We start from the raw sequence: 18,880 nt of genomic DNA, 5'->3' as shown, positions 1-18,880 counted from the left end.
GTCATTGAACCTTTTGCTCTCTTTTTTGTTGTTATGAAAATTTCAAATCTATGTTGAGGAGAAGTTTTGTCTTGTGAACTTAATGATCGGAAGGAGATCCATAAGTTGAATGAGAACTTCTTTTGGAAGCGTACAAAAACGATGGTATAAAGTTCACAAAAAATTCAGGGACCAGGGACGTGAACGAGGAACTTCACAAAACGTTCGGGGACCAGGTCCCCGAACGTTTTGTGAATATTGTAGCTATGTTGAAGATATTATGTTAGAAAATCATCTATTCTTTTTTTGAAACTTTGAAATATACCTATAGGAAAGGGAACAGCTTTTTTCTTCACTACTAAATGAAAAAGGATATCCCTCTACTGCATTCCTTTTAGTAGATTCATATTTTGTTTTTCAAGGAATAGGTATATTTTTTCATTGAGAATCATACATGTGTAACGTATGGATCGCTTTGGGAATGAAGTGTGGACAAAGTTTGAACATCATAGAAAAACTAGACGAAAGTTTAAAATAAAGGGGGAAATCACGTGACTTATGAAAAACCGTCATCCTTGGCTTTTTCCATTAAAGAATCAGTGTGGCTAAACCGAGGTAATGAAATTGAAGAATTGTTATCGTTAGCGCTAGAACCGGACATTTCCATTCGAGAAGTGGATGACCAGGTATATATAAGAGGGTCACTACAGCTCCAAGGGGAGTACCGTCCAAAGGAAGAAAGGGATTATACAAGAGATTCATCAAGTGAAGTATCTTTTCGATCCGTAGAGGAAGTCTCTATGACGGACGATGGAGTACAGCTAATTCGTCATTCCTTTCCTCTCGATGTAACGATTCCACGAGATCGTATTGAAAATCTGGAGGATCTTTATGTTACTGTTGATACATTTGATTATGAACTTCCTGACAATGGATGTATTGAGCTAGAAGCAAGTGTCTCTGTATCGGGAATTAAAAGTGAACGAAATGAACCTTATGAAGAGTTTGAGGATAGTTCCAGTTCTTCTGAAGAGGAAGAATATAGCTATGTTCCACCTAATAGCTATGAAAATATTGAGCATAAAGACTTCAGCAGAAATGCTGAATTTGAGGAAAAATCAGAGGACCGTAGTTTTCATTTTGAGTCAGTACGTAAGGCACCCGAGATAGAAGATGAGGAGGTAGATGATTTTTCCATGAAAAAAGAAGAGGAGTTTGAGACATACGAAAGAAATGATCATGAGCTAGAAGCGAATACCGTGGAAGAGGTAGTGGAGGTAAATGAAGAGGATGAGCCAGAAATTGTAGATGAACCATCGATTGAAGAAGAAGTGTTGGAAGAGCCAATGGTTCGAGCTGAGGAAACTCCAGAAGTAGTAGAACCACCGAAAGAACCTACTATCCGTTTTTCCTCCAACAAAGCTAATAGCTCTGTAGAAACTTCTGCTGAATCTAATCAAGGGGAAGATAATAATGAAGAAAGACCAGAAGTTGGAGAGAAAAAAGAAGAAAATGCACTCTACTTAACAAAGATGCTTACGAAGGGCGAAGAAGAATTTTCTAAGCTTCGTATGTGTATCGTCCAAGAAGGAGAATCGTTAGAAACGATTGCAGATCGGTACGATTTAGAGTTAAGTCAGATCATTCGAATGAATAGACTCAATGATGAGCGTGTTGGTGAAGGACAGATATTATATATTCCAGTGAAGAAAACTCCAACATCCAAGTCTTGATTTGGAGGAGGATGGAATGCTAAGTATATCGAAAATACAAGAGAGCTATGGATTTAAACATAGTAAATGGAAAGTGAATGGAGAACTTCTCGATACGGAAAAGGGTATTAAACGACTGATCTTATGGTCGGATGAAAAAAATGCTCGTTGGCATTTACAATGGCGCGATTCTTTATGGATAAAATCTGGAAGTCTTACCAATCGTATGCTCCAGACTGTAAAAGGGCAAAAAATGCTCCTAAGTGAATCTGGCTGGATCACACTTCATGATGAGGTGTCCAGCCTCTTTCCCTATAAAGGTCGAGAAAAAGAGTTTGGTAAGTTTATTGGACTCTATTTTTCCCAAGATTTGAAAGAGTTTGAAACAGAGATTTATGATCCTATTTTGGATGAAGAATCATTAGATTATGCGAAAAAACAGATATCAACTACTATTAGAAAAAAAGAGATTCGTTTTTTAGAAGCCATGAGAAAAGAATCTCTCTTTCGACTTTCAAAAGCGACACGTGTAAAAGGGAAAAATAATCACCTTAAAGAACCTGTTGTTGCCCCAATTCGTACGTTAGATCAAGGAAAAATTGTTTTTGAAAAGTTCTATTGGCACAACATTACAGGGAAGCCTGAACGTGGATACCATTCTTTGAAAACTGTATTATCAGAATGGCTTCAGCGATACGGTCAAAATTCATTATTTTTACTGTTAAATGAAATAGATAAATACTTCCCTCTCAAACAGGAACACGGACAGCAGCTATTAGCAAACTGTTTAGCACCTTGGGAATATATTGACTTCATTGATAAAATAAAGGATTTGGATAATCTTACTGAAGTTCAGGTATGGAAAGAGAAGCTTTCTTATCAATGGGAAGCGTCAAGGGCGTTAGTGCAAGCACTGGATGAGTGGTTAGATGCGACTCGAAAGAAGGTGAATGTATGAATATTCATGTTCAGCATAAGCCAATTGGTGCTGTATTATTTCAATATGATTTATATCCAGAAAAAATAGAGTCCATCGGTAAGGTAAAAAAAATATATACTCCGAATGGTGTTTTTGCTTTAAAAGAAACGAAGATGTCTGAGGATGAAACAGACTGGTTCATTCACGTCATTCGTAGGTTAGAGAGAATTGGGTTTCATTATGTTGTTCCTATTTTACCAACGAAATACGGTGACTCTGTTGTACGCTACGATGGGCATGTGTATTATTTGATGCCATGGTATGACGATCAAACAAAATTTAAGCACGCTGTTGATACGGAAGAAGTAATGGTAGAGGAGCTTGCAAGACTTCATGGTTTAACTGAGCGTACTCAAGAGTATTCCGAAGAAGTGTTGGAAGAATCGTATGAAACGCTGAAAAAACGTTGGGGTTATCGAAGGCTTGAAATGGAGCGGTATGTAGAACAAATCGAAGGAAATGTGTATTTGTCTCCGTTTGAATTAACATTCCTGACTCATTTTCAAAGAACTATCTTTATGGCAGAGGAAGCGGAAAAACATTTAAAGAAATGGATGGAAGGTGCCAAAGAGAAGAAGAGTTTTCGAAGTGTACTCTGTCATGGGAAACCTAGCAGAAAACATACATGTTTTGATCAATATGGAACAGCGTACTTCTTAAACTTTGAAAAAGCAGTGCTAGATACGCCTTCTCGAGACATGGCACTCATGTTTCGACATTTCTTCCAATTACGTCCGTGGGATGAGCAAGAAGGACGACATTGGCTTCAATTATATGAAAAACATTTTGCCTTTTTTGATGAAGAGCGTCATTTGTTCATGAGTTATCTAGCATTCCCGGAAAGTATTTATCAGTCCGTAGATGCTTATCAGAATAAGGAAAGCTCCGTACCAGAATTACAGTCTGTATCACAATTAGAGCGGAAAATATTAACGATGAATCGAATTCAGCGTTTTATGAAAAGTGTGTTTGAAGGAGAACAGAGGTAGTACTTAAGGGTTTAAATCTACCCTTTTCAAATACAATAAGCAAATAGGGCTGTCTCATACGGAGAGAATGTGAATCTCCTGTGAGACAGCCTTTTTATTGGTATAAAGTATAGATGAGAGTTCATTTTGATTTAGAAAACCAATCCATTACTCGGGAAAGATAGAGAAGAACTAGTATACCTAATAAAATTAAATCAAATTTAGTAGGGAATATTATCGTCCGAATCAATTGAAATACTATTAAAGGTAGTAATATTTGATAAAAGATATCTCCTGCTCTTTGAAACCAGCGGGAAAACCGGTATCCGCCAAACCGTCGTCTCATTCCCCTCATATTTATATTCCCCTTTCATTCTCGGTTATTATCATCTTATGCAAGAAAAAGGAAAAAGTGAACAATGAAAACTATTGTTATTATCGGATTACATAAGGTATGAGTTTTGGGTATTTAGGCAAAAATATTACTATATTTATAATAAGTGTACAGCTTATATGGGATAGTGGAAAGCTACGAGATTCCAGTGGAAATTAGAGTAGTGGCGAGACACCGTATCGACGGAGTCGTGAAGATGGCTCGGCAACTCCCCAACAAAGTTGTTAATACTTGATAGTTTAACTCCACTTGATAACACGTATTATCAGGGTAGAACGTAAGAAAATTAACCAAAACCTATTGATTCTCAGAAAAAGAAAAGGTAAAATAACGTGTACATAAAAAATTTCATTGCAATAACTAAGAGTGGGAAGAGTACATTCTGGAAGCTATCAGAGAGGAAAACCATTGTGTTCAACGCATACGCGTAGTTACAATGCTGGAAGGTTTTCTTAGACGAAAAGGTGGAAGGTCGCCCATGAGTTGCTTTTATGAACGAACGCTACATGAGTTCAGCAACTGTCAATTCGGTGACAGGGATGATTCAAATGAAAGTTCTAATAGTAAAAGCCGGTTCAGCACCGTTACAGCTTTGAGTGTACAGTCTATCATCTTTTAAGTTGGTGAATTTATTCACCCAATTAGACTGTAAACAAAGGTGGTACCACGAGGAATTCAACTCCCTTCGTCCTTTGACGAACGGGGTTTTTTTATATTCATATAACGTTCACAAAATTGTACCAGGTCTGGTCCCGGACAAAAAGTTCGGGGACCAGGGACGTGGCAATTTGAAGGAGGAAGAAAGATGGAAAATAATCAAGAAATTTCAATGCCGCCAAAGTATGATCCGCAGGCGACAGAAGCAAAATGGTATCCGTATTGGGTAAATGGAAAATTCTTTGAAGCAACAGGTGATGAGAGCAAAAAGCCTTACACCATTGTTATACCACCGCCAAACGTAACAGGGAAGCTTCACCTAGGACATGCTTGGGATACGACGCTACAAGATATCCTTATTCGTACGAAGCGTATGCAAGGCTATGACGCACTATGGTTACCAGGTATGGACCATGCGGGGATTGCAACGCAAGCAAAAGTAGAAGGAAAGCTTCGTGAAGAAGGTATTTCTCGTCACGACTTAGGTCGTGAGAAATTCTTAGAACAATCGTGGGAATGGAAAGGGGAATACGCGGACTTCATTCGTCAACAATGGTCGAAGCTTGGATTGTCTTTAGACTACTCAAGAGAGCGATTCACGTTAGATGAAGGTCTTTCTGACGCAGTACGAGAAGTGTTTGTTCGCTTATACGAAGAGGGACTCATTTATCGTGGTGAGTACATTATAAACTGGGATCCACAAACAAAAACAGCTCTTTCTGACATCGAAGTTATCTACAAAGATGTTCAAGGTGCGTTTTATCATATGAAGTATCCGTTAGTTGATGGATCTGGTCACATAGAGGTAGCTACAACGCGTCCAGAAACAATGCTAGGTGATACGGCAGTAGCAGTTCACCCGAAAGATGAGCGATATCAACATCTTATCGGGAAAAAAGTAAAACTTCCGATCATAGGACGTGAAATTGAAATCGTAGCGGACGATTACGTTGATATGGACTTCGGATCTGGAGCGGTAAAAATTACGCCAGCTCACGACCCGAATGACTTTGAAATAGGAAACCGCCACAACCTCGAACGAGTTCTCGTTATGGATGAAGGCGGGAAAATGAATGAGAACGCTGGAAAGTATCAAGGATTAGATCGATTTGAATGTCGTAAACAAATCGTGAAGGACCTTCAAGAGGAAGGTATTCTCTTCAAAATCGAAGATCATATGCACAGTGTTGGTCATTCAGAGCGAAGCGGTGCTGTCGTTGAGCCATATCTTTCTACACAATGGTTTGTAAAAATGAAGCCACTTGCTGAGCAAGCAATTGAGCTACAAAAATCAGAAGGAAAAGTAGATTTTGTTCCTGATCGTTTTGAAAAGACGTATCTTCACTGGATCGAAAACATTCGTGACTGGTGTATTTCTCGTCAACTCTGGTGGGGCCACCGAATTCCAGCCTGGTTCCATAAAGAAACAGGGGAACTTTATGTAGGAAGAACAGCACCAGAAGATATCGAGAACTGGGAGCAAGATGAGGACGTATTAGATACATGGTTCAGTTCTGCGTTATGGCCGTTTTCCACAATGGGGTGGCCGAACGAAGACGCAGCAGACTACAAACGTTTTTACTCTACGGATGTTCTTGTAACAGGTTATGACATCATTTATTTCTGGGTAGCGAGAATGATTTTCCAAGGACTACACTTTACAGACGAGCGTCCATTTAAAGACGTTCTCATTCACGGACTTGTTCGTGATGCCGAGGGCCGTAAAATGAGTAAATCCCTTGGGAACGGGGTTGACCCAATGGATGTGATTGATAAGTATGGAGCAGATGCACTTCGTTTCTTCTTATCAACAGGAAGTTCTCCAGGTCAAGACTTACGTTTCTATTGGGAAAAAGTAGAGTCCAACTGGAACTTTGGTAATAAAATTTGGAACGCATCTCGTTTTGCGTTAATGAATATGAATGGACTGAAGTACGAGGAGATTGATTTAACTGGGAAAAAATCCATTGCGGATAAGTGGATCTTGACTCGTCTTCAAGAAACGATTGACCAAGTAACGAAATTTATTGATGCATATGAGTTCGGTGAGGTTGGTCGTGCATTATACAACTTTATTTGGGATGACTTCTGTGATTGGTATATTGAAATGGCGAAGCTTCCGTTAAACGGAGAAGAGGAGGAAGCGAAGCACACAACTCGTTCTGTTTTAGCATACGTATTAGACCAAACGATGAGATTGTTGCATCCATTCATGCCATTCATTACAGAGGAAGTGTGGCAGCACCTTCCACATGAAGGAGAATCAATTACGGTTGCAAAATGGCCAACTCGTGATGAAAATCTTGTTGACAAGCAATCAGTAAAAGATATGCAGTTACTTCAAGAAATTATCCGATCTGTTCGTAATACACGCGCAGAATTAAATGTACCAATGAGTAAGGAAATCACCCTTCACATTCGTGCAAACAATGAGGATGTTCTTGATCAGTTGAACAGAGGAAGAGCGTATGTAGAGCGATTCTGTCGTCCAAGCGAATTGCAAATGGGAACAAACTTACCTGCACCGGAAAAATCAATGAGCTCTGTGTTATCTGGAGTAGAATTGTATCTTCCATTAGCAGGCCTTCTAGATCTAGATGCCGAATTGAAACGTCTAGAGGGAGAATGGAAACGTCTCGACGGAGAAGTTACACGTGTTCAGAAGAAGCTTTCGAACCAAGGCTTTGTAGCGAAAGCACCTCAAGAAGTGGTAGATGCGGAGAAGGCGAAGGAAACTGACTATCTAGAGCAAAGAGAAAAAGTAAAGGCTCGTATAGAAGAGCTTCGTAAATAACTACTAACTCATTACATCCAAGAGAAGCTTTGCAACTCTTGGATGTTTTTTTGCTAAAAGGTAATAATAGTAAAGTTATGCATAGTAATAAAACTAGATATATGAATGTGAGGTACTATCGATGACACAAATCAAAAGGATACGAGATTGGAATCTTCCTATCGGTTCGTTGCCCACTGGACCAAAAAATAAAATTACGGATGTTGCAGGCGTGACAGTAGGTCATGTTACAATAAAGCAAGATAATAGTTTTACTGGTGTAACAGCAATTCTTCCTCATCAAGGAAATTTATTTCAAGAAAAAGTAGTGGCTGCAAGTCACGTGCTTAATGGATTTGGAAAAACAACAGGATTAACTCAAATAAACGAGTTAGGTACGATCGAAACACCAATTCTCTTAACGAATACATTAAGCGTAGGTAACTGTTCTACAGGATTAATTCATTACATGCTCAAGGATAATCCGGAAATTGGACGAACGACAGGAACAATTAACCCTGTAGTGGCGGAATGTAATGACATGTTTTTAAACGATATCCGCCATATTTTTCTCAACGAACGTCATGTGTTTGGTGCCATTGAAGATGCAAAGACAGACTTTGAAGAGGGAGCTGTCGGTGCTGGAACTGGGATGCGATGCTTCAGTTTAAAAGGTGGGATTGGGTCTTCTTCTCGAACGGTTGAAATCCAAAATCATACGTATACGGTTGGAGTGTTAGTGTTAACGAATTATGGTCGTCTCGATGATTTGGTTATCAAGGGCGAGAATGTTGGGAAAAAGATCTCGGAGCTTATGAAAAATGATGTCCAAAATCATAAGGATCGAGGTTCTGTGATTATTATTGTTGCTACAGATTTACCTGTTTCCGAACGTCAACTTGAACGTATTATTAAGCGTTGTGGTGTTGGACTAAGTCATACTGGTTCGAAGATGGCACATGGTAGTGGTGATATTGTTATTGGCTTTAGTACGGCTGCAACTGTGCCGCACAAGCTGGAGGAAAAACTATTGAAGCATAACTACATACATGAAGAAGAGTTAGATAAACCTTTTCATGCCGTTTCGGAGGCGACGGAAGAAGCGATTTTAAATTCCATGGTAACGGCAGAAACGACCGTGGGAAGAGATGGGAATACGGTGGAGTCATTAAAGGATTATATAGATCAATTATATTAGTTTTAACACTTCGGGAGGGAATTGTTGAATGAAAGAAGTAGCTTATTATAATCGACAGTTTGTGGATATTAATGATCCGGTAATACCGATTCAAGAGAGAGGTCACCAATTCGGGGATGGCGTTTATGAGGTTGTTCGCGTTTATGATGGGAAACCATTTTTGCTTGATGAGCATTTAGTGAGGTTGAAGAAAAGTGCTGAAGCTATTGAGTTGACGCTTCCTTATTCCTTTGAGCAAATGAAGGGTATTATTGAAGAAGGTTTGCGATTATCTGGAATTGAGAATGCAGAGGTATACTTTCAAATAACCAGAGGAATTTCTCCAAGACAGCATCATTATCCAGAAGTTCCTGCTGTGTTTTCCATGACGGTTCGAAACGCAAGAAAAATATCGGATGAAAATAAAAGGGATGGAATCTCCGTTGTTATTTTGGATGATGTGAGATGGGCGAACTGTTTTATTAAATCGTTAAATCTCCTTCCTAATATTATGGCGAAGCACAAGGCAATGGCGAACGGACATGGGGAAGCGATATTCGTGAAAGATGGTATCATCACGGAAGGTTCTAGTAGTAACTTATTTGTTGTGAAGGATGGGGTGATCCATACGCATCCTGCAAACAAAGCTATTTTGCATGGAATTACGAGAGCTCAAGTGATTTCATTGGCGGAAAAACGAGGAATTCCTGTGAAAGAGGAAGCTTTTGATGTGAATTTCTTTTTAGGAGCGGACGAAGCATTTATTACAAGTACGAGTGTGGAGATGCTTGCGATTCATACGATAAACGAAGACACGAAGCTATCGGTAGAGCGACCGGTGTATCGGGCGTTAGCGGAGGACTTTACGAAGCTGCGTTGATAAGTTGTTTTGGTTTGGGAAAAATTGTGTTGAATGTCCTCATGGGTGGTGGGCCTGTGAGGATATTTTTGTAGTTTTAGTCGGACGTGTCGTTAGAGTATAGTAATTGAAAACTGGAGTTAAAAGACAATTAGCTTATTTTCAGGGGGGGTATATCAAGAAAAACATGGTTATTAGACAATGTGCTCCGTTGCAAATCCCATTTTATCTGCAAACTGGCGTTACTAGACAATTTCCATCTTCTGAAGCCAAGTTTTGTCTAGACCCAGCGTTTCATTGACAATTTCGACCTTCCGAAACCAGAAATTGTCAAATACCAAGCGTTTCATTGACAATTTCGACCTTCAGAAACCAGAAATTGTCAAATACCAAGCGTTTCATTGACAATTTCGACCTTCTGAAACCAGAAATTGTCAAATACCCAGTGTTTCATTGACAATTTCGACCTTTTGAAACCAGAAATTGTCAAATACCCAGCGTTTCATTGACAATTTCGACCTTCTGAAACCTGAAATTGTCAAATACCCAGTGTTTCATTGACAATTTCGACCTTTTGAAACCAGAAATTGTCAAATACCCAGCGTTTCATTGACAATTTCCCCCTCCTGAAGCCTAGCTTATTTATTGTACTTATGAGACGTTCATAAGGACAAATACAAAAGAAGATCTGGTTGAATTACCAGTATGATTTTACCTTGTTTTTAACATAAAGGGTTCTTAACAAACAATTCAACTCAAATCTCCCCCTTCCAAAAACCTCTTCCTCACATCGGCAGTAGGTAGCATACAGCTATCCCGTTTACCGAACCATTTATATCTATTTTTCGCAATCACAGAATAAACAGAATCTCGAATTGGTCGAGGAACGATCAACAAACAATATAAAACTCGCCAATTCCATTTCAAATTCTTACACACTCGCAAGGCAGCGGAAGACTTGCTGTATGCTCGCCCCTCTTCCATCAAAATAAAGCTATCCATATCCAAACTAATTCCATGATCTTTCAACAATTTCTGCCCAACGTCGCTTTGTAACGAAGCAAACTGAAAGTGAGCGTTAGGATCTCGTTTGATAATAAACTGTACACTTCCTACGCAAAAATTACAAACTCCATCAAATAATATAACAGCCTTCAGAAAGACCACTTCCTTTTTCCAATCATATTAGAAGATATATTTCCACTATATCATAATCCGTAAGAATTCCTAGAAGCTAGGATCTACACAAAGTTCATAATAATCTAATCTGAATCTAATCTAGCATCTACACAAAAAAAGCGACAGAGCAGCATCCTACAAATCTAACCTTTCACAATAGTCTAATATTCAAATACTCCTCAAGTCTTAGTCTAAATATTTCCGAAGATCATTATGGAAAAATGCACACTCCTATAAGATAAAGATAAGAAATATGAGAGGAGGAAAAACGAATGAAAAAGTTTCTACTATTCGTTTTAGCATTAATAGCAGTGGTGGTGTTACTAGCAAACTTAGGCCCGATGATTCTTCTAGGAGTGAGTATTTACTTACTTTACGTTATCTTCAAGCAATTTGTAAAAAGTGAGTCAATGCTAGGTAAAATTGCATGGGTGGTGTTAGGACTTATCGTTCTAAGTATGGCTACTGCTAACTTATACGCAGTCATCGGACTTGTTGCACTTTACTTCCTATACATTCTCGTTAAAAACGTAAAGGAAGATAAAGAAATCGAGTTTTCTAAACCCGAAAGTGACGATCCATTTACGAACTTTGAAAGACAATGGAAAGAATTAAGAAGCTAGTCCGAGCACATCATTAGAATTACTTCAAAAACTACTTAAATAAAAGGAGAGAAACAAGATGACAACTATTTTTACAAGAATGAAAGACACAATTACGGCGGACATTCATGATTTACTAGACAAAAAGGAGGAGAAAAATCCTATCGCTGCGCTAAATCAATATTTACGTCAGAGCGAGCAAGAAACAGAAAAGGTACGTAAACTTGTGGAGCGACAATACCAACTTAACGAAGAATTTCAACAAGAGTACAGCAAAGCGTTAGAAATAGCAGCAAAACGAAAACGCCAAGCAGAAATTGCTCAAAAAGCAAACGAAGAGGACATGTTTCAATTTGCACTCCAGGAGTATGAGGAGTATGATGCACGAGCTACTCGTATAAAGGAAGCACAAAATTTAGCTGCCGAGCAACTTGACCAACTTGAAAGAAAATATGAAGAAATGAAGCGGAAATTAAAAGATATGCACTATAAGCGTATGGAATTAATGGGGAGAGAGAATGTGGCTCGTGCAAACTATCAAATGAACAAAGTGGTTGAACAGAGTGGAGAAAAATCCTATTCTCGTTTTTCCGAAATGGAAAGATATATCGAAGGACTAGAAACGAAGCTAAATCGAGCTTATTACGAAAACACTTTCGATAGCAAAATTGCGAAACTAGAAAAAGAGTTAAAAGAAGGATAAATATTACTACAGAAATATTTGGGAAAAATGATATGATAGATAAGGCGCAAGTATTGCGTCTTTCTATCGTTATTATTATGTAATTACGTATTATCAGAGGGGAGGGCTTTCATCATGCTTCGGCGTTTATCAACAGATACGATCAATATGATCCTTTTAATTGGAATTGCCCTGCTTTTCATAGAATTATTTTTCTTTAATAGTGGATTAGTATTCACGCTCGTATTTTTCTCCTTATTACTTTATTTCGGTTTGAAAAAGTACGATAGCACATTTGGGAAGATCCTTTTTTGGATCGGAGTGGTCGTCTTATTTTTCACCGTATTAAATATGATGGCTGTAAAATTCCTAATTATTGCAGCAATTGTCCTATTTTTCGTTCAATACAACAAATCCAAAAAAGAACCTGAACATGTGGAGCCACATATTGAAGCACATAACACCACAACCGAAGAACCATTAGTTAAAGTGAAACCATTATTTTATGGGAAGTTTTTCGGAACTCAAAAAACGGATGAAGCGCCATATCAATGGCGAGATATTAATATACACGGTGGATTCGGAGATCGAGTCATCGACCTAAGTAATACTGTTTTACCAGATGATTCCGTTATTTCTATCCGTCATTTTATAGGAAACATTAAAATCTATGTTCCATACGAAGTGGAAGTTACCGTTCTTCATAGCTCCGTTTTTGGAAGAGCGACAATCTTTCACAATCAACATGCCTCTTTATTAAATCAAACAATGACGTATCGTACGGAAAACTACGATAGTACAACGCCGCGGGTAAAAATTGTTACCTCTGTTTTATCTGGAGATATTGAGGTGAAGCGAATATGAACCTCATTATCAAACAAATCAGTGTTGGATTAGCAGGAGCTATTTTTTTCACACTTATCCTGTTGTCCATCACGTTTTTCATGTTTCCTCTCGAAGGATGGCGCCAGCTTTTTACGACTGAATACAATGATATTCGTTACCTGCCTCTTATCGTAGGCACAGCAGTTTTTGGTGGTGTGATCACAGGGGTATCGTACGGCGTACATCTACGTGGAAAACTGTATGTGATTCAAGGGCAATTAGAAGATCTTCGAAAGGGACAAAAAATCAATGACAACCCTCTATCTAATGGAAAAGAATTAGAGGAAATCCAAAAGCTTCTTTTGCAAGTGGAAGAGAAGTTTGATAAGCAAGCAGAAGTTTCTCAGCGCCTTGCAACGGAAAGGGCAGAGGAACGAGAGAAAAGCTTGCAAGAAGTGGTGCTCCAAGAACGGAATCGGTTAGCTCGTGAGTTACATGATTCGGTCAGTCAGCAATTGTTTGCAGCTTCCATGATGATGTCTGCGATTAATGAAGCAAATCCACCAGAAGATCCTGTGGCGAAAAAACAGCTAGAAATGGTGGAAAAAATGATCGATCAATCTCAATTGGAGATGAGAGCATTGTTACTACATTTACGACCTATTGCACTAAATAAAAAATCTCTTTCTGAAGGAATGGATGAACTTCTTGAAGAATTACAACAAAAGGTTCCGATGGAGGTTCACTGGAAAATAGAACCGATGTCTTTGGAAAAAGGTGTGGAGGATCAATTGTTCCGGATTTTACAAGAATCTGTATCTAATGCTCTTCGTCACTCCAAAGCAGAACATCTTCATGTCATGCTTATAGAACGAGATAATTATGTGATTATGCGTGTGACGGATGATGGTATCGGTTTTCGTGTGGAGGATGAAAAGACAAATAGCTCGTATGGCTTGAAAAATATGCAAGAACGGGCGATGGAAATAGGAGGTTCGTTAAAAATTGTGAGTGTGGAAGGCGAGGGAAGTCGTCTTGAGGTGAAAGTACCTTATCGAAGAAGAGAGGTTGAGTAAATGATTAGAGTATTATTTGCAGATGATCATGAAATGGTACGAATCGGAGTCTCATCTTATTTATCAGCACAGAAGGATATTGAAGTAGTAGCGGAAGCAGATGATGGAGACGAGGCGGTAGAGCTTGCTTTGCAGCATAAACCAGACATCATTTTGATGGATTTAGTGATGAAACGAATGGACGGCATTGAAGCTACGAGGAACATCATTGCGAAATGGCCGGAAGCAAAAATTATTATTGTTACAAGCTTTCTTGATGATGAAAAAGTATATCCTGCATTAGAAGCGGGTGCTACTAGCTATATGTTGAAAACGTCGAAAGCAAAGGATATCGCAGAGGCAATTCGTGCTACATATAAAGGACAATCTATTCTGGAACCGGAAGTAACAGGGAAAATCATGACGAAGATGAGAACAAAGCCCGTGGAACATCTCCATGACAGTCTCACAGAACGAGAGCAAGAGGTGCTGAAGCTTATGGCAGAAGGGAAGTCCAATCAAGAAATTGCGGATGAGCTTTTTATCGCTTTAAAAACAGTGAAGGTTCATGTGAGCAATATTTTAGCAAAGCTCGAGGTGCACGATCGTACGCAAGCGGTCATTTATGCGTTTAAAAATAATATGTTTGAACAATAGAGGGAAAGCCAAGATGTCAGTCGGGTGATGATGTTTTGGCTTTTTCGATTACTGGATTTCTGTTGGATAAAAAAGTCTACCGTCGAAAATACGTGTTCTCAATTAGTTGTTTAACTTATCTAGTATTGCTAACGGTAATTATTCCATTCGCTACTGCCCACTCCCTTTCCTGTGGGGAGCTCTTCGTCTGCTCCGGTGTCTTGCCTCTGCTCTGCTTCCCACTGGAGTTCCGTGGGCTTTCGCTCATTCCATCGGAAGTTCTTTGTACTAATATGCTTCATAATGTATTTTCATCCGCGTACCATTTTTATGAAACTTCTAACAGAGTAACATCGTCATATCCAAAAAGGGGATAGGATATTGAAACATATATTAGTGCTCGTTGTTTGTATCTTTCTTTTTAGTGCGTGTTACTCAGATAAAGAAGGAGAATCTAGCCTGGAACAAATGCCTGAAGACTTTAACTTTAGCTTAATTTATGGAACGTATGGAAAACAAAAAATCGATACTTTTCACGATCTTGTAGTAAAAGACCTTGTCGAAGATGGAACAGTAGAAGTTACGCTCCAGTTAACGGACCAAGAAATGAACGATATTTATAAAAAGATGTTGGAACTAAATATCATGAGTGAAGAGTTGGACTTAAATGAAGAAAATGAGTGTGAATCCGATCCCCCTTCCATTTCTGTTTGGGAGATTGAGATGAACACCAACAAAAAGACTATCAATTATGGAACTTATTGTGATTATCATCAGGACGTCTTGAATCTAATGAAACTCGAAGATTACATACACGAGATAGTTAGTAATAAAGAAAAATACAAGAGTTTGCCAGATTCAAATGGCTATTATGAATAAATACATAGTAGAGGTTTTTTCGGACTAGGAATGGCTAAATTGATCGATAGAGTGGACAGAAAAAGGAAACAACGAACGACATTAAAGGAATTTATCGTTCGTTGTTTTTCTAAACTTCATCATTTACCTTTCCTTTAACCCACTTCATAAACACATCTGCAATGTTAATATCACTATTCATATATAAACTGCGACATCCTACAGCATCTTCCATTTCGTTAAACAGTAGCTCATTATTTTTCCCAAAAATAAAGTCAATCCCAACGAAATCAAGATGGATATCCTTCATGATAGATTTGATAAGTGTTGTTTCCTCCTGCGTTAGTTCATGGAATTTGGATGTTCCACCTGTTGATATGTTTGCTCGAAACTCTTCAGAAGACTGGGCAGAGCGTAAAACGGCACCAACTATGGAATTTCCCACAATATACACTCGCAAATCCTTCCCCGCATTTTCGACAACAGGCTGAAGGATAATTTCATCAGAGAGCTTGGGCACTGAAGTAGTTAGATCGTCTTTCGAATTTATGATAAAAACTCCTGTTCCGCCTCTTCCATTGGGGTCTTTCACGATATAGGGAAAAGGAAGTATATCGTTGTTGAGAGAAAGTAGATTCTTCGTTGTTGCCAACGTTGTAAGCATAGGCACTCCTTTTTTTTGAAAATAAGAATGTGCTAATCGTTTATCGTTTGCTATTCTAGAAACGAGAGAGGAGTTAAACACTGGGATGCCTTGTAATTCTGCTAGTTCGTTCAGCCAAGGTGAGACAGAGCGATTAAGAAGAAAGTCTGGTGAAGTTCCATCTTCAAAATGGAAAGGCGACGTTCCGTTCTCTATTTTCCAGGTTAACTCTTCAAGAGTAAGGAGTGTTAGCTTCATCTTATGATTAAGTGCTCCTTCGTGTAAGAAGGAAATAAACCGACTATTACGCTTTGCATCTTCCTCTCTGTATAGAAGGAGGCCATGTTGTTGCTTATTCATTTACGAACACCTCTTTCTGGTACAACTGATTTTATGTACCGAACCATATAATCAGCAACATTCAAACCAGTGCATTCATAGATGCTTCTTAAATGTGGATTGGAATTCACTTCACATAAAATGGGGCCATTTTCTCCAAATAGGAGATCCACTCCAGCAAACTCTGCTCCTACCGCTTTTGCACTACGAACAGCAAGCCCCTTTTCTTCTTCCGTAGGTTCATATGGCATTGTTTTTCCACCAGCAGTCACGTTCGCTCGAAAGTCTGTTTCCGAAGTTCGCTTCATTGCGGCAACAACTTTATCTCCTACAACATTTAATCGAATGTCTGTACCAATACTGGTTGTTACTGGTGCCTGGTAAACAAATTCTTTCCCACCGAGCTTTGTAAGCATGGCTTCAAGTTCAGATTCGTTATTAATCCAATATACTTGCTGGCCAAACGAACCAAATGCTTCTTTTATAATGAGAGGAAATCCAAGTTGTTTTTTGACAAGCTCTAGATGAGCGCTGTTTTTCACCGGAAGACCTTCATAGATTTTTGGAGCTATTATCGTATTTGGCATAGGAATGTTATGTAACGAAAGCACCTGATACATATAGGACTTGTTATCACAAATCTCTATGGATCGAGACGAGTTGAAGAGGGGAATCCCCATTCCTTCTATATGTCTAGCGAGATGAAGGTCTTTGTCCGCAAAATGCACAAAGTCAGGACGTTTCTCCTTTAGCGAGATACCGTCCTTCATTGTAAACGTAGGCTTTCCGTTCATCAGTGAAACGAGTAACTCGTTATTAGCAACGTGCTCTACTTCCACACCAACATCCTCAGCTGTCTTCTGAAACCACTGAACATAATCCATAAATTTATCTGTAATTAAATTTCCATTATAAATAATCCAACCATAAAGAGACATACAAGCATCTCCTTTCTGTTTCATCGATCAATATGATAAAGTAACAACTAAAGACACAAATTAGTCACGGGTCTGGTCCCGTACAAATTTCGCACAGTTTATTATTATTCACAAAATTGTACGGGACCAGGTCCCCGACAATATTGTGAACTCGTATTTGATCATTACAGAATTTATCCAAAAAATCAATATTTCTGTTCTTACTAGAAGGAGTGTCAATCATGATTATTACATATATGGATGCTGTATCTTACCTGCATTCAAAGAAAAATGCAGGTATTCGCTTTGATTTACAACGGATGGAACTACTTATGGAAAAGCTTCGTCATCCAGAAAGAAAAGTAAAAACAATTCATGTGGCTGGTACGAACGGAAAAGGTTCCACCGTTACATACATCCGATCCATTTTAGAAGAGACCGGATTATTTGTCGGAACGTACATGACTCCAGTGTTTGGAGAGGAACGTGAACAAATAGCTATTAATAACGTACCTATGTCGGAAGAGGACTTCCTACTTGTAATACAAGAAATCCACGAATCGGTAGAAGAAACAGAGAAAGAACTTCAAGATAAAGTAAGTGAATTCGAGCTGATGACTACCATAGCCTATTATTATTTCTCCTATAAAAAACCTGTGGACATCGCTGTTATTGAAACGGGAATGGGAGGAAGAAATGATGCTACAAACGTGATCCTTCCACTTGTCTCCGTGATTACGAATGTGAATTATGATCACCAAGCATTTTTAGGCAACAGTATAGAAGAAATTGCTTCTGAAAAAGCGGGGATAATTAAACCTGGAATTCCCATCATGACATCATGCACAGATGCACCATTGAATGTTCTTCAAGAAGAAGCTAAGAAAAAGAAATCAACTCTATATTCCTTGTTTGATCGAGCTACATTTGAAACAGCCAATGACAATGGTGTTCAAACATTATCGTACAACACTCCCTATCGGCAGCTTTCAAACATTCGCCTATGTATGAAGGGAAAACATCAGGCAATCAATGCAGCTCTAGCGATAATGACCGTTGATTATTTACATCAATTTTACGCAGTTCTTGTTGAAAATGAGCAAATTATCACTGGATTATCAAGAGCCACTTTAGAGGGGCGGCTAGAAATAATTCGTAAGGATCCAACTATTATCATTGACACTGCTCACAACCCTGATGCTGTAAAAAAAACGGTGGAAACATTTCAGCAATTTGATGATAAAAGAGTAGATATTCTTTTTGCTGCTATGAAGGATAAAAAAGTAGAAGAAATGCTTCCTTTATTTGAAGCAATTACACCCAACGTATTTGTTACATCCTTCGAAGCAGAAAGAGCTTTCCCCCTAGATGAATTTAAAAAGTTTCCTACTATAGGAAATGAACATATGATAGAACAACCAGTTCAATGGGTAAAAACTTGGCACGACCAAGCAAAGAGAGATGACATTCTCCTTATTACAGGATCTCATTTTTTCGTTGGGGAAATGAAAAAGAAATTAATGATATAGCATAAATTTAACAAAAGATTGTAAAAACCCCCCTAAAAAAAACGGTGTTTTAAAAAAAGTTATAAATAATTGTTTGGAAGAAGGACTTTTGTCCTTCTTCTCGAATTAATATAAAAT

General features: G+C 38.5%; 17 protein-coding genes and 1 other annotated feature. Of the genes, 13 read left to right on the top strand and 4 right to left on the bottom strand.

What is annotated here, in order from left to right; genetic code table 11:
* The first annotated feature begins 530 nt into the window (after positions 1 to 530).
* From spoVID to ACERII_RS01495, 6 genes are all read left to right on the top strand, one after another.
* Positions 531 to 1,712 carry a stage VI sporulation protein D gene (gene spoVID / locus ACERII_RS01520; protein WP_373639657.1) on the top strand — a complete coding sequence of 394 codons (1,182 nt, stop codon included), beginning with the start codon at positions 531 to 533 and terminating at the stop codon, positions 1,710 to 1,712.
* A 16-nt stretch (positions 1,713 to 1,728) separates the two neighbouring features.
* Positions 1,729 to 2,649 carry a hypothetical protein gene (locus ACERII_RS01515; protein ID WP_373639656.1) on the top strand — a complete coding sequence of 307 codons (921 nt, stop codon included), beginning with the start codon at positions 1,729 to 1,731 and terminating at the stop codon, positions 2,647 to 2,649.
* Positions 2,646 to 3,659: a spore coat protein YsxE gene (gene ysxE / locus ACERII_RS01510; RefSeq protein ID WP_373639654.1), complete on the top strand. Its 1,014-nt coding sequence runs from the start codon at positions 2,646 to 2,648 to the stop codon at positions 3,657 to 3,659. Before ACERII_RS01515 ends, ysxE begins: the two co-directional genes overlap by 4 nt.
* A gap of 726 nt (positions 3,660 to 4,385) precedes the next feature.
* Positions 4,386 to 4,728 (top strand) — a binding site (T-box leader).
* A gap of 109 nt (positions 4,729 to 4,837) precedes the next feature.
* Complete coding sequence (locus tag ACERII_RS01505; protein ID WP_373639652.1) at positions 4,838 to 7,483, top strand: valine--tRNA ligase; 2,646 nt, start codon at positions 4,838 to 4,840, stop codon at positions 7,481 to 7,483.
* Between the two features lie 121 nt (positions 7,484 to 7,604).
* The gene (locus ACERII_RS01500; RefSeq protein WP_373639651.1) at positions 7,605 to 8,660 is read left to right on the top strand and encodes a DmpA family aminopeptidase; all 1,056 of its coding nucleotides are present in this window, start codon (positions 7,605 to 7,607) and stop codon (positions 8,658 to 8,660) included.
* Between the two features lie 28 nt (positions 8,661 to 8,688).
* On the top strand, positions 8,689 to 9,519 hold the full coding sequence (locus tag ACERII_RS01495) for an aminotransferase class IV (protein WP_373639649.1): 831 nt from the start codon (positions 8,689 to 8,691) through the stop codon (positions 9,517 to 9,519).
* A 729-nt stretch (positions 9,520 to 10,248) separates the two neighbouring features.
* On the opposite strand, the gene ACERII_RS01490 is transcribed toward ACERII_RS01495, so the two are convergent.
* Entirely contained in the window at positions 10,249 to 10,656 is a 408-nt protein-coding gene (locus ACERII_RS01490; RefSeq protein ID WP_373639665.1) for a thiol-disulfide oxidoreductase DCC family protein, read from the bottom strand.
* Positions 10,657 to 10,949: 293 nt separating this feature from the next.
* Here ACERII_RS01490 and ACERII_RS01485 point away from each other — a divergent pair, with 293 nt between their 5' ends.
* The 5 genes from ACERII_RS01485 (at position 10,950) to ACERII_RS01465 (ending at position 14,498) form a co-directional block, all read left to right on the top strand.
* Entirely contained in the window at positions 10,950 to 11,300 is a 351-nt protein-coding gene (locus ACERII_RS01485) for a lmo0954 family membrane protein (protein WP_373639648.1), read from the top strand.
* 58 nt (positions 11,301 to 11,358) lie between these two features.
* Complete coding sequence (locus ACERII_RS01480; RefSeq protein ID WP_373639647.1) at positions 11,359 to 11,982, top strand: PspA/IM30 family protein; 624 nt, start codon at positions 11,359 to 11,361, stop codon at positions 11,980 to 11,982.
* A gap of 114 nt (positions 11,983 to 12,096) precedes the next feature.
* Positions 12,097 to 12,825: a cell wall-active antibiotics response protein LiaF gene (gene liaF / locus ACERII_RS01475; protein ID WP_373639646.1), complete on the top strand. Its 729-nt coding sequence runs from the start codon at positions 12,097 to 12,099 to the stop codon at positions 12,823 to 12,825.
* On the top strand, positions 12,822 to 13,862 hold the full coding sequence (locus ACERII_RS01470; protein ID WP_373639645.1) for a sensor histidine kinase: 1,041 nt from the start codon (positions 12,822 to 12,824) through the stop codon (positions 13,860 to 13,862). The genes liaF and ACERII_RS01470 overlap by 4 nt, the downstream gene beginning before the upstream one ends.
* A complete protein-coding gene (locus tag ACERII_RS01465; protein ID WP_373639644.1) occupies positions 13,863 to 14,498 on the top strand; it encodes a response regulator transcription factor in 636 nt (211 codons plus the stop codon). It abuts the gene before it with no gap.
* A 128-nt stretch (positions 14,499 to 14,626) separates the two neighbouring features.
* On the opposite strand, the gene ACERII_RS01460 is transcribed toward ACERII_RS01465, so the two are convergent.
* Positions 14,627 to 14,779, bottom strand: coding sequence for a hypothetical protein (locus ACERII_RS01460; protein ID WP_373639643.1), 153 nt, complete (start codon positions 14,777 to 14,779; stop codon positions 14,627 to 14,629).
* A 79-nt stretch (positions 14,780 to 14,858) separates the two neighbouring features.
* Here ACERII_RS01460 and ACERII_RS01455 point away from each other — a divergent pair, with 79 nt between their 5' ends.
* Positions 14,859 to 15,356, top strand: a complete 498-nt coding sequence (locus ACERII_RS01455) for a hypothetical protein (RefSeq protein WP_373639642.1) — start codon at positions 14,859 to 14,861, stop codon at positions 15,354 to 15,356.
* 109 nt (positions 15,357 to 15,465) lie between these two features.
* Here the strand turns inward: ACERII_RS01455 and ACERII_RS01450 are convergent, their stop codons facing one another.
* Positions 15,466 to 16,338, bottom strand: a complete 873-nt coding sequence (locus ACERII_RS01450) for an ATP-grasp domain-containing protein (protein WP_373639641.1) — start codon at positions 16,336 to 16,338, stop codon at positions 15,466 to 15,468.
* A complete protein-coding gene (locus ACERII_RS01445; RefSeq protein WP_373639640.1) occupies positions 16,335 to 17,255 on the bottom strand; it encodes an ATP-grasp domain-containing protein in 921 nt (306 codons plus the stop codon). The genes ACERII_RS01450 and ACERII_RS01445 overlap by 4 nt, the downstream gene beginning before the upstream one ends.
* Before the next feature lie 221 nt (positions 17,256 to 17,476).
* Here ACERII_RS01445 and ACERII_RS01440 point away from each other — a divergent pair, with 221 nt between their 5' ends.
* A complete protein-coding gene (locus ACERII_RS01440; protein WP_373639639.1) occupies positions 17,477 to 18,763 on the top strand; it encodes a bifunctional folylpolyglutamate synthase/dihydrofolate synthase in 1,287 nt (428 codons plus the stop codon).
* Positions 18,764 to 18,880: the final 117 nt, after the last annotated feature.

The organism is Evansella sp. AB-rgal1, from assembly GCF_041820985.1.
Taxonomy (GTDB): Bacteria; Bacillota; Bacilli; order Bacillales; family Salisediminibacteriaceae; genus Evansella.
The sequence above is the reverse complement of the archived record's forward strand: the minus strand, read 5'-3'. Positions and strand labels throughout refer to the sequence as shown.

Excerpts from the sequence above, each read along its gene's own strand:
- ACERII_RS01515 (WP_373639656.1), top strand. The coding sequence starts at position 1,729 with ATGCTAAGTATATCGAAAATACAAGAGAGCTATGGATTTAAACATAGT.
- ysxE (WP_373639654.1), top strand. The coding sequence starts at position 2,646 with ATGAATATTCATGTTCAGCATAAGCCAATTGGTGCTGTATTATTTCAA.
- ACERII_RS01505 (WP_373639652.1), top strand. The coding sequence starts at position 4,838 with ATGGAAAATAATCAAGAAATTTCAATGCCGCCAAAGTATGATCCGCAG.
- ACERII_RS01500 (WP_373639651.1), top strand. The coding sequence starts at position 7,605 with ATGACACAAATCAAAAGGATACGAGATTGGAATCTTCCTATCGGTTCG.
- ACERII_RS01495 (WP_373639649.1), top strand. The coding sequence starts at position 8,689 with ATGAAAGAAGTAGCTTATTATAATCGACAGTTTGTGGATATTAATGAT.
- ACERII_RS01485 (WP_373639648.1), top strand. The coding sequence starts at position 10,950 with ATGAAAAAGTTTCTACTATTCGTTTTAGCATTAATAGCAGTGGTGGTG.
- ACERII_RS01480 (WP_373639647.1), top strand. The coding sequence starts at position 11,359 with ATGACAACTATTTTTACAAGAATGAAAGACACAATTACGGCGGACATT.
- liaF (WP_373639646.1), top strand. The coding sequence starts at position 12,097 with ATGCTTCGGCGTTTATCAACAGATACGATCAATATGATCCTTTTAATT.
- ACERII_RS01470 (WP_373639645.1), top strand. The coding sequence starts at position 12,822 with ATGAACCTCATTATCAAACAAATCAGTGTTGGATTAGCAGGAGCTATT.
- ACERII_RS01465 (WP_373639644.1), top strand. The coding sequence starts at position 13,863 with ATGATTAGAGTATTATTTGCAGATGATCATGAAATGGTACGAATCGGA.
- ACERII_RS01460 (WP_373639643.1), bottom strand. The coding sequence starts at position 14,779 with ATGAAGCATATTAGTACAAAGAACTTCCGATGGAATGAGCGAAAGCCC.
- ACERII_RS01450 (WP_373639641.1), bottom strand. The coding sequence starts at position 16,338 with ATGAATAAGCAACAACATGGCCTCCTTCTATACAGAGAGGAAGATGCA.
- ACERII_RS01445 (WP_373639640.1), bottom strand. The coding sequence starts at position 17,255 with ATGTCTCTTTATGGTTGGATTATTTATAATGGAAATTTAATTACAGAT.
- ACERII_RS01440 (WP_373639639.1), top strand. The coding sequence starts at position 17,477 with ATGATTATTACATATATGGATGCTGTATCTTACCTGCATTCAAAGAAA.